Source organism: Thauera sp. AutoDN2 (genome assembly GCF_051280715.1).
In the GTDB taxonomy this organism is placed as follows: Bacteria; Pseudomonadota; Gammaproteobacteria; order Burkholderiales; family Rhodocyclaceae; genus Thauera.
Genome location: NZ_JBNCAR010000004.1, coordinates 58203 through 69139 on the forward strand (window position 1 = coordinate 58203; position 10937 = coordinate 69139).

At 66.5% G+C, this 10937-nt stretch carries 9 protein-coding genes; 7 read left to right on the forward strand and 2 right to left on the reverse strand.

What is annotated here, in order from left to right:
• Nucleotides 1–52: 52 nt before the first annotated feature.
• The gene (locus tag ACPT9U_RS03840) at nt 53–937 is read left to right on the forward strand and encodes a DMT family transporter (protein WP_435750025.1); all 885 of its coding nucleotides are present in this window, start codon (nt 53–55) and stop codon (nt 935–937) included.
• Nucleotides 938–1031: 94 nt separating this feature from the next.
• Entirely contained in the window at nt 1032–1634 is a 603-nt protein-coding gene (locus ACPT9U_RS03845) for a 2-hydroxychromene-2-carboxylate isomerase (protein ID WP_435749946.1), read from the forward strand.
• A 4-nt stretch (nt 1635–1638) separates the two neighbouring features.
• Here the strand turns inward: ACPT9U_RS03845 and ACPT9U_RS03850 are convergent, their stop codons facing one another.
• Nucleotides 1639–2346, reverse strand: a complete 708-nt coding sequence (locus ACPT9U_RS03850; protein WP_435749947.1) for a hypothetical protein — start codon at nt 2344–2346, stop codon at nt 1639–1641.
• Nucleotides 2347–2447: 101 nt separating this feature from the next.
• Here ACPT9U_RS03850 and ACPT9U_RS03855 point away from each other — a divergent pair, with 101 nt between their 5' ends.
• A complete protein-coding gene (locus ACPT9U_RS03855) occupies nt 2448–4379 on the forward strand; it encodes an ATP-binding cassette domain-containing protein (protein WP_435749948.1) in 1932 nt (643 codons plus the stop codon).
• A gap of 32 nt (nt 4380–4411) precedes the next feature.
• Here ACPT9U_RS03855 and ACPT9U_RS03860 read toward each other — a convergent pair whose 3' ends face one another.
• Nucleotides 4412–5614: an HD-GYP domain-containing protein gene (locus ACPT9U_RS03860; protein ID WP_435749949.1), complete on the reverse strand. Its 1203-nt coding sequence runs from the start codon at nt 5612–5614 to the stop codon at nt 4412–4414.
• 179 nt (nt 5615–5793) lie between these two features.
• Here ACPT9U_RS03860 and thrH point away from each other — a divergent pair, with 179 nt between their 5' ends.
• The 4 genes from thrH (at nt 5794) to ACPT9U_RS03880 (ending at nt 10861) form a co-directional block, all read left to right on the forward strand.
• Nucleotides 5794–6405 carry a bifunctional phosphoserine phosphatase/homoserine phosphotransferase ThrH gene (thrH, locus tag ACPT9U_RS03865; RefSeq protein ID WP_435749950.1) on the forward strand — a complete coding sequence of 204 codons (612 nt, stop codon included), beginning with the start codon at nt 5794–5796 and terminating at the stop codon, nt 6403–6405.
• Nucleotides 6406–6413: 8 nt separating this feature from the next.
• Nucleotides 6414–7289, forward strand: a complete 876-nt coding sequence (gene purU, locus ACPT9U_RS03870) for a formyltetrahydrofolate deformylase (protein WP_435749951.1) — start codon at nt 6414–6416, stop codon at nt 7287–7289.
• Between the two features lie 132 nt (nt 7290–7421).
• Nucleotides 7422–8822 carry an aspartate kinase gene (locus ACPT9U_RS03875; protein WP_418363908.1) on the forward strand — a complete coding sequence of 467 codons (1401 nt, stop codon included), beginning with the start codon at nt 7422–7424 and terminating at the stop codon, nt 8820–8822.
• Nucleotides 8823–9064: 242 nt separating this feature from the next.
• Complete coding sequence (locus ACPT9U_RS03880; RefSeq protein ID WP_418363907.1) at nt 9065–10861, forward strand: acyl-CoA dehydrogenase C-terminal domain-containing protein; 1797 nt, start codon at nt 9065–9067, stop codon at nt 10859–10861.
• Nucleotides 10862–10937: the final 76 nt, after the last annotated feature.

Here is a 10937-nt window from a genome sequence, read left to right on the forward strand (position 1 = left end):
GGCCTTTCCGGACGCCCCTTGTCCGGCCACGCCGCAGCCCGGCATGCTTCCCATGCACAAGACCGAACTCGACCGCCTCGCCATCGGCATGATGCTGCTGTTCTGCACCATCTGGGGCCTGCAGCAGGTTGCGATCAAGCTCGCCATCGCGGGGATATCGCCGGTGTGGCAGGCCGGGCTGCGTTCGATCGGCGCTGCGCTGATCGTCCTGCTGTGGTCGCGTCTGCGCGGTGTGCCCCTGCTGGCGCGCGATGGCAGCCTGTGGCCGGGGGTGCTGGCCGGCGTGCTGTTCGCGGCCGAGTTCGCACTGATCTTTCTCGGGCTGCAGTTCACCACGGCCTCGCGGGGTGTCATCTTCCTGTACACCGCGCCCTTCTTCGTCGCGCTCGGTGCGCGCTGGCTGCTGCCGCTCGAGCAGATGCGCAAGGCGCAGTGGGCGGGTATGGCGCTGGCGTTCATGGGCATCCTGGTCCTGTTCGGCGAGCATCTGCTCGCGCCGGTCGGCGCCTCGTGGACCGGCGATCTGATGATCGTCCTGGCTGCGGTGTTCTGGGCTGCGACCACGCTGACGGTGAAGGCGAGCGTGCTGGCGCGCGTATCGGCCGAGAAGACCCTGCTCTACCAACTCACGGTGTCGGGCCTGGGGTTGCCATTGTTGTCGATCGTGCTCGGCGAACCCGGCGTGTTCGCGCCGACGCCTGCGGTCTGGACGAGCCTCTTCTTCCAGACCTTCATCGTGGCCGGTGCGTCCTACCTGGGTTGGTTCTGGCTGATCCGGCAGTACCCTGCGACGCGGTTGTCGTCGTTTTCCTTCCTCACGCCGGTAATGGGGGTGCTCGCGGGCGGCCTGCTGTTGGGCGAGCCGCTGACGCCTGCGGTGTTTGCCGCGCTGGGGCTGGTGGGGGCGGGGATCTGGGTGGCGAACCGGCCGCGCTGAAGCCTCCCGGCGGTGTATCCGTGCCGGACCCATGATGCCGTGCGAGCGTGTTCGCCTATAGTGACGAAGTTCGTCCCCTGCAAGGAGCCTTGCCATGGCCCGTCCGGTCGTCGATTTCTGGTTCGAGTTCGCCAGGACCTATTCCTATCTGGCGGTGATGCGCATCGAGGAGGCCGCGCAGACGGCCGGTGTGGCGCTTGCGTGGAAGCCTTTCCTGCTGGGGCCGGTGTTTCTCGCCCTGGGTTGGAACGATTCGCCCTTCAACATCTATCCGCCCAAGGGGCGGTATATGTGGCGCGACCTGGAGCGCTTGTGTGCCAGGAATGGACTGCCGTTCCGGCGCCCAAGCCGCTTCCCGCGCAATGGCCTGCTTGCCGCGCGGGTGGCGCTGATTGGCGTGGAAGAGGGCTGGGTTGCGCGTTTTGCGCGCGCGGTAATGACGGCGAACTTCGCCGAGGACCGCGAGATCGGCGAGGTTGACGTGATCGAGGGCATTCTCGGCACGCTCGGATTGCCGGTCGCCGAGATCATGGCGCGTGCGCAGAGCGAGGATAACAAGCTCGCCTTGCGCCGACAGACCGAGTTGGCGGCCGAGCTTGGCCTGTTTGGCGCGCCCAGCTTCAGGGTCGGCGACGAGTTGTTCTGGGGCAACGACCGCCTGGAGGATGCCCTGGCCTGGGCAAGACAGTCGGGTTGAGTGCCTATTTCTTCTTCGCGGCCTGTTCTTCCTCGTAGCGGCGGATGCGCTCGTCGTAGCGCGCGCGGTCTTCAGCTGCCTGTTGGGCGCGGCGCGCCGCCGCCTCCTCTGCGCTGCGGCGCTCGCTGGCGCGTTGGTCCTCGGTCTCGGCGCGCTTGCGTGCGGCCTCGGCCTTCGCAGCATCCGCTGCGGCGTCGCGCTGAGCGCGGATGCGCTCCGCTTCGGGGGAAGGCGCGATGCCCGCGTCCGGACCGGGTGCAGGCGCGGCGGCTGGGGGTGTGGTGGGCAGTTCGCTGGGTGTGGCGGGCGCGAGCGAACGCGCATTGCCGCCCGTGTCCGCCTGCGCGGCAGCACGCTGGCGCTCGCGCAGGGTGATGCCGCGGGCCTCGGCTTCAAGCGTCCGGGCGCGCTGGATCGTCTCCAGACGTTGCTTCCGCGCCTGGTCGATGCAGCGGTTGACGAGGAATTTCTCATGACAGCCCGGCACGGTGGCCTCGAAGGTGGCCTCGGCCTGGTCGCGCAGGGCCTTGCCCTCGGCCTCCAGCGCTGCGGCGCGTGCGCGCTCGGCGGCCCGGTGCGCCTCCTCGTCCGTCTGTGCCCGCAGCGGACTGGAGAGCAGGGCGGACAGGGCGAGCGGGACGAGCAACAGGCTGCGGGGAAGCCGGGCACCATTCGAGGACATGGAGGAGGCGGGGCGTGGGCGGATCATCATACGCGCTGGTTTCCGGGGGTCGAGGTTCCGGGTTCGGTTGGGCTGGCGCGTAGAATAGCGCCTTTACTTCAATCCGCGGCCCCGCGGCCGTGTATCCGTTCGTGATCAGTCTTCGCAATTTGCGCCTCGCGCGCGGTGCCAAGGTCCTCATCGAGGCCGCCACGCTGCAGATCCACCCCGGCTGGAAGGTCGGCCTCACCGGCGCCAACGGCAGCGGCAAGTCCAGCCTGTTCGCCCTGCTGCGCGACCAGCTCCACCCCGACCAGGGCGACCTCGACCTGCCGCCGGGTTGGGTGATCGCCCACGTCGCCCAGGAAACGCCCGGGCTGGCGCAGCCGGCGATCGACTACGTACTCGACGGCGACGCCGAGCTGCGCCGCATCGAGGCCGAACTGGCCGCGGCCGAAGCCGCCCACGACGGTTCGCACATTGGCGAACTGCATGCCCGCCTGCACGAGATCGGTGGCTACGCGGCGCGCGCGCGCGCGGCAGCGCTGCTCGACGGTCTGGGCTTCCTGCAATCGGACATCGAGCGCCCGGTCGCAGACTTCTCCGGCGGCTGGCGCATGCGCCTGAACCTGGCGCAGGCGCTGATGTGCCGCTCGGATCTGCTGCTGCTCGACGAGCCCACCAACCACCTCGACCTCGACGCGGTGATCTGGCTCGAGGCCTGGTTGCGCGACTACCGCGGCACCTTGCTGCTGATCTCGCACGACCGCGAGTTCCTCGACGCCTGCGTGACCCATATCGCCCACATCGAGCAGCAGAGGCTCGCGCTCTACACGGGCGGCTACTCGGACTTCGAGCGCCAGCGCGGCGAGCGCCTGATCCAGCAGCAGGCGATGTTCGACAAGCAGCAGCGCGACATCGCGCACATGGAAGACTACATCCGCCGCTTCCGCGCCAAGGCGACCAAGGCGCGCCAGGCGCAGAGCCGGATCAAGGCGCTCGAGCGCATGGAGCGCATCGCCGCGGCGCATGTGGACACGCCCTTCAGCTTCGCTTTCCGCGACGCGCCGCCGGCGCCCGACCCCTTGCTGCAGATCGAGGACGGTGCGGTGGGCTACGGCGACAAGACGGTGCTGGAACGCATCACGCTCACGCTGCGCCCCGGCGAGCGCGTCGGCCTGCTCGGGCGCAACGGCGCCGGCAAGTCGACACTGATCAAGCTGCTCGCGCACGAGCTTCGACTTGCCACTGGCCGCCGCCTGGAGGGCAAGGGCCTCGCCACCGGCTACTTCGCCCAGCACCAGCTCGAGACCTTGCGCCCGGACGAGTCCGCGCTGCAGCACATGGTGCGCCTCGACCCGCAGACGCGCGAGCAGGAACTGCGCGACTACCTCGGCGGTTTCGACTTCCGTGGCGACGGCGTGGGTGGCACTTCGACGCCTGCGACCACCCCCTGCGGGCCGTTCTCGGGCGGCGAGAAGTCGCGTCTTGCGCTCGCGCTGCTGATCTGGCAGCGGCCCAACCTGCTGCTGCTCGACGAGCCGACCAACCACCTCGACCTCGAGATGCGCCACGCGCTGACCATGGCGCTGCAGGACTACGAGGGCGCAATGGTGCTGGTGTCGCACGATCGCGCGCTTCTGCGTGCCACCTGCGACCGCTTCCTGCTGGTCGACGGCGGGCGCATCCAGCCCTTCGACGGCGACCTCGACGACTACCGCGACTGGCTCGCCACCCGGCGTGCCGAGGTGGCCGCGGCGGCGGCCTGTCCCGACCAGGCCGCCGACAAGGCGGCACGCAAGGCCGACCGCGCGCAGGCCGCCGCCGACCGCCAGGCGCGCCTGGTGGCGCGCCGGCCGCTGGTGAAGGAGATCGAGCAGATCGACAAGCGCCTGGCGGCGTGGAACAAGGAAAAGGCCGAGATCGACGCGCAGCTCGCCGATCCGGCGCTCTATACCGGCCCGCAGGCGGGTGAGGTGCCGGCGCTCAACAAGCGCCAGGCCGAACTCGCCGGGCGCATCGAGGAGGCCGAGCTGCGCTGGCTGGAACTGCACGAGGCGCTGGAGGCGATTCCCGCCGACTGAAGCGGGCGACCTCGCAGCCTGCTGCCGATGGCCTATTCCGGCAGCCAGCGCGCGGGGTCGATGTCCCAGGCTTCGAAGTCCTCGTGGCCGACGATGCGGTCCTGCGAGTGGCGCAGGTCCACCGTCTCGGGCGTCAGGTAGTAGCCGCGGGTGTGGAAGATCACCTTCACCACCGGCTGCATCAGATTCTCGGGGTTCTGCGCCTGCACCACGGCCAGGCGGCGGCTTTCCAGCCGCACCAGCGAGCCTGTTGGGTAGATGCCCACGGCGCGGATGAAGGCCTGCACCAGCGTCGGGTTGAAGTGGAACTTGCTCCACTCCAGCAGCTTGCGCAGCGCCTCGGTGGGCGCCATGCCCTTGTGATAGACGCGGTTCGAGGTGATCGCGTCATACACGTCGACGATCGCGCCCATCTGGCCGTAGAGGCTGATCTCGTCGCCCTTGAGCTTGTTCGGGTAGCCGGTGCCGTCGAAGCGCTCGTGGTGCTGCGCCGCCACGTCCAGCGCGATCTGGCTGATGCCCGGCGTGCCCTGCAGGATGATCTTGCTCTGCACGACGTGGCTCTTCATCTTGACGAACTCGGCGTCGGTGAGCTTGGCCGGCTTGTTCAGGATATCGTCGGGCACCTTGGCCTTGCCCACGTCGTGCAGCAGGGCGCCGACGGCGATCTCGTGGATGATGTCGCGGGGCAGTTCCAGCGTGCGCGCGAACGAGGTCATCAGCGTGCATACCGAGACCGAGTGCTGGAAGGTGTATTCGTCGTGGTCCTTGAGCCGCGCCAGCGGCAGCATCGCGTCCTGCTGGCGGAAGATCGAGTCGACGATGCGCTCGACCAGCGGCTCGATCTGCTCGAGCTGGATCTGCTTGCCCAGCCGGATGTCGCCCATCATGTCGCGCACGATGCGGTTGGCTTCGCTGTGAAGGTTGCGGGCGCGTTCCACCTCCCGCTGCACCGAGACGCGCCGAACCGGCGCCGCAGCGTCGGTGGCGATCGCTTCGAGCACCTCGTCCACGTTGTGGGCGGCTTCTTCCTGCGTCGGCGCCTCCTCGACATCGAGCCCTTGCGCGGTGTCGATGTAGATCTCGTGCACACCCAGTTCGCGCACCTTGGTGACGTCCTCGTCGGACTTCACCGCGAAGCGGTTGCGCAGAAAGTTATGCTCCATCCACCCGCAGTTCAGATCGTGGATATACATGCCGGGCTGGAGCTTCTCGATCGGGATGAGCTTGATCATGTGGAGTCTGGTCTGGATTTGCCAGAATTATCCGATTCGCGGGCCTGGGTCGCCACGGCGACTTTGCCCGAAGCGAGAAGTTGTCCACATCCGGCATGCGGCTTGCCCGCGCCGCGCCCGCGCCGGAGGCGAATGCTAGAATCGCGCCTTCGCCAAATTCTTGTCCGCAGGAGCATCCGGTGCGTATCGTCTGTCTCGACCTCGAAGGTGTGCTGGTCCCCGAAATCTGGATCGAATTCGCCGAACGTACCGGCATTCCCGAGCTGCGCCGCACCACCCGCGACGAGCCCAACTACGACACGCTGATGAAGTACCGCCTGAACATCCTGGCGGAGAAGAAGCTCGGGCTGCCCGACATCCAGGACGTGATCGCCAGCATGGGCCCGATGGAAGGCGCGCGCGCTTTCCTCGATGACCTGCGCGATACCTATCAGGTCGTGATCCTGTCCGACACCTTCTACGAGTTTGCCAAGCCGCTGATGACGCAGCTCGGCCTGCCGACGCTGTTCTGCCACAGCCTCGAGGCCAACGACGAAGGCATCCTGGTCAACTACCACCTGCGCATGCCCGACCAGAAGCGCGAGGCCGTCAAGCGCTTCAAGGAACTGAACTTCAAGGTCGTGGCCGCGGGCGACTCCTACAATGACACCGCGATGCTGGGTGAGGCCCATGGCGGCATCCTGTTCCACCCGCCGGAAAACGTCGTGCGCGAGTTTCCGCAGTATCCGGTGGTGCGCGACTACACTGCGCTGCGCGCCGAGATCGACAAGGCATTCGCCCGCGCCGGCTGATCCAGACCATGCATCGCGAGCGCTTCTACACCCTGTCCGCCTCCTGCCCTGACCGCGTCGGTATCGTTGCCAAGGTTTCCGGCTTCATCGCCGAGCACAAGGGCTGGATCCTCGAGACCTCGCTGCACGCCGAGCCGGCGCAGGGCGGCGAGGCCGTCGGCCGCTACTTCATGCGCATCGAGATCAAGGCCGACTCGCTGCCCTTCCACCTCGCCGAGTTCCGTGAGCGCTTCCGCCCGCTTGCCGAGGCGCTCGAGATGGAGTGGAAGATCAGCGATTCCGCGGTCAAGAAGCGCGTGGTCGTGCTGGTCAGCAAGCAGGAGCACTGCCTGTACGACCTGCTCGCGCGCTGGCAGTCGAAGGAACTCGACATCGAGATCCCGTGCGTGATCTCCAACCACGACACCTTCCGTGGCTTTGTCGAGTGGCACGGCATTCCCTTCCACCACGTGCCCGTCACCGCCGACAACAAGGCTGCGGCCTATGCCGAGGTGCAGCGCATCTTCGAGGAGGTGCGTGGCGACACCATGGTGCTGGCGCGCTACATGCAGATCCTGTCGCCGGACCTCTGTGCCGCCTACCCCGGCCGGATCATCAACATTCACCACAGCTTCCTGCCCAGCTTCGTCGGTGCCAAGCCCTACCACCAGGCGTGGGCCAAGGGCGTCAAGCTGATCGGGGCGACCTGCCACTACGTTACCGCCGACCTCGACCAGGGGCCGATCATCGAGCAGGACGTGATCCGCATCGATCACTCGGATGCGGTCGAGGACATGGTGCGTTACGGCAAGGACATCGAGAAGACGGTGCTCGCGCGCGGCCTGCGTTACCACCTGGAAGACCGGGTGCTGGTGCACGGCAACAAGACGATCGTGTTCCGCTGAGCGGGATGGAGACTGGCGCGGCGAGTCTCGGCGGAGCAATGTTCAAGCGCGTCACAAACCAATACGATCGCGGATTTGGAAGGGTTTCACGGCATAACTGGAATGAACGTCATGCAAAGTTCGGAAAAACGGATGATCTCGGTTGAAAAGATCGGCGGCACGTCGATGTCCGCCTTCGGCGATGTGCTGCGCCACATCATGCTGTATGACAGCGCGCGTATCTATGGCCGTATTTACGTGGTGTCCGCCTATTCCGGCGTGACCAATCAGCTTCTGGAGCACAAGAAGACCGGCGAGCGGGGCATCTATGCGCTGTTCGCAGAAGGGGCGGACTATCACGCGGCGCTCAACGGCCTGGCCGTGAGTCTCAAGAAGCTCAATGCCGGGTTCGCCGATCTCGGCCTGCCGCTGGACGTCGCCGATGCATTCGTCGACACCCGCATCGGCGAGGTCAAGAAGTATCTCGATGCGATGCATCACGTACTCGCCAGCGGCTACATCCTGCGCAAGGACGTGCTGCTTGCGGCGCGCGAGGTGCTGGCCTCGATCGGCGAGTCGCACAGCGCCTTCAACAGCGTCGAGATGCTCAAGGCCAAGGGGGTCAATGCGATCCTGCTGGACTTGGCGGGCTTCCACGACGATGAGGCCTGGACCATCGACGAGCGTATCCAGAACAGCTTCAAGGGGCTGGACATCGCGAACAACGTGATCGTCGCCACCGGCTACACCAAGGGCACCGAAGGCATCATGCGCGAGTTCGACCGCGGCTATTCGGAGGTCACCTTCAGCAAGATCGCGGTTGAGGTGCGTCCGGCCGAGGCGGTCATCCACAAGGAATTCCACCTCTCCTCGGCCGACCCCAACATCGTCGGGCTGGAGAATGCGGTGGTTGTGGGGGCGACCAACTACGACGTGGCCGATCAACTCGCCGACGTCGGGATGGAGGCGATCCACCCCAAGGCGGCCAAACCGATGGAACTGGCCGGCATCCCGATCCGCCTCAAGAACACCTTCGAGCCCGAGCATCCGGGCACGCTGATCACCAAGGACTACGTGGGCGAGCGTGCGCGCGTGGAGATGGTGACCGGCAGCGACAAGGTCACGCTGGTCGAGATCCACGACCCCAGCATGGTCGGCACCGTCGGCTTCGACCTCGGCATCATGGAGATCTTCTGCAAGCACGGGATTTCCTACATCCTCAAGGCCACCAACGCCAACTCCATCGCCCATCTGCTGTGGGAGAACACGGTCACGCCTGCGCTGGTGGCCGAACTCGAGGCGCGCTATCAGGTGGTGACGGTTAAGAACAGCGCGATCGTGTGCGCGATCGGCTCCAACATCAGTATCCCCGGCGTACTCGCGCGCGCGGCGCAGGCGCTCGCCGACGCGCAGGTGAACGTAAACTGCGTCTCGCAGACTCTGCGTCAGGTGAACATGCAGTTCATCATCGAGCGTGGGGACTACAGGAAGGCGATCATCGCGCTCAACCACTCGCTTTGCGTCAGCCCCGGCGTGCCCGTGCCGCTGGCCTGAGTATCGCCCGGCGCCGCATTCGTGGCGCGAACGCAGAAGGCGGCCCCGAGGGGTCGCCTTCTGCGTTTACGTCTGCGCCACCTGGACGGCGCGGATCGTTCGTTCTCCCGCCGTCGCGACGATGATTCAAACGAGCGTTTGACATTGGCTTATGTCTGGATAAAATAAAACGAACGTTTGATTTACTTCTGCGGCCGCCGTCTGGCGGCCGCCGTCGATTCCACCCGAAGGAGACCTCCGCGATGCCCCAGTACACGCCGCCCCTGCGCGACATGCAGTTCGTCCTCCACGAAGTACTCGAAACCGTTGGCCAGCTTCAGGCCTGCCCGCCGCATGCCGAGCTCGACGTCGAAACCTTCAACGCGGTCCTCGAAGAGGCGGGCAAGTTCGCGGCCGAAGTGACTTTCCCGTTGAACGTCAGCGGTGACGCCGAGGGCTGCACCCTCGATCGCGGCACCCACGAGGTCAGCGCACCCAAGGGTTTCAAGGAGGCCTATGCGCAGTACGTCGAGGGCGGCTGGCCTTCCCTCGCCTGCGATCCCGAACATGGCGGCCAGGGTCTGCCCATTGTGCTCAACCAGTGCCTGTACGAGATGCTCAACAGCGCCAACCAGTCCTGGACCATGTATCCCGGCCTGTCGCACGGTGCCTACGAGGCCCTGCATGCGCACGGCTCGCCGGAGCAGAAGGCGACCTACCTGCCCAGGCTGACCAGCGGCGAGTGGACCGGCACCATGTGTCTCACCGAGCCGCACTGCGGCACCGACCTCGGTCTGTTGCGCACCAAGGCCGAACCGCAGGGCGACGGCACCTACCGCATCACCGGTGAGAAGATCTTCATCAGCGCCGGCGAGCACGACCTCGCCGCCAATATCGTGCATCTGGTGCTGGCCCGCCTGCCTGACGCGCCGGGCGGCAGCAAGGGCATCTCGCTGTTCGTGGTGCCCAAGTACCTGATCAATGCCGACGGCTCGCTCGGCGCGCGCAATGGCATCCACTGCGGCGGCCTGGAGCACAAGATGGGCATTCATGGCAACGCCACCTGCCAGATGGTGCTCGAGGGCGCGATCGGTACCCTGGTCGGCGCGCCCAACAAGGGCCTGCAGGCCATGTTCGTGATGATGAACGCTGCCCGCCTGGGGGTCGGCAACCAGAGTCTGGGGCTGACCGAGGTCGCGTTCCAGAATGCGCTCGCCTATGCCAAGGAGCGCATCCAGATGCGTAGCCTCACCGGCCCGAAGGCGGCGGACAAGCCGGCCGACCCGATCATTGTGCACCCCGACGTCCGCCGCATGCTGCTCACCGCCAAGGCCTATGCGGAAGGCGCGCGCGCGTTGCTGTGCTTCTGCGCGGTGCTCTCGGACAAGGAGCTGCACCACCCGGACGAGAAGGTGCGCCACGACAGCGCCGAGCTGCTCGCGCTGCTGACCCCGATCGCCAAGGCCTTCGTCACCGACAACGGCTTTGTCGCCACCAACGAGTGCATGCAGGTGTTCGGCGGTCACGGCTACATCAAGGAGTGGGGCATGGAGCAGTTCGTGCGCGATGCCCGCATCAACATGATCTACGAGGGCACGAACACCGTGCAGAGCCTGGACCTGCTCGGCCGCAAGGTGCTCGGCAACAACGGCGCCACGCTGAAGAAATTCGCTCGCCTGGTGGGGGTGCTGGTCGAAGCGGAGGGCGTCAACGAGAAGATGGCCGAGTTCATCAACCCGCTCGCCCAACTCGGTGAGCAGATGAGCAAGTTCACCACCGAGATCGGCTTCAAGGCCCTGCAGAACCCGGACGAGGCGGGCGCTGCCGCGGTGCCCTACCTGCGCGTGGCGGGTCATCTGGTGTATGGCTACTTCTTCGCCCTGATGGCTTCGGTGGCGCTGAAGAAGATCGCAGCCGGCAGCTCCGACCCCTTCTATACCGCCAAGCTGCAGACCGCGCGCTTCTACTTCGCCCGCCTGTTCCCCGAGACCGCGATGCTGATGCGCACCGCGCGCACAGGCAGTGCGGCACTGATGGACACCGACGCGGCGCTGGCCTGACAACCGAGCCCGGGGTGCGCACACCGGGGCTTCGCTCGCACGGCCCACCTTCCGGCCGGCGAACGTCGTCCCGGGC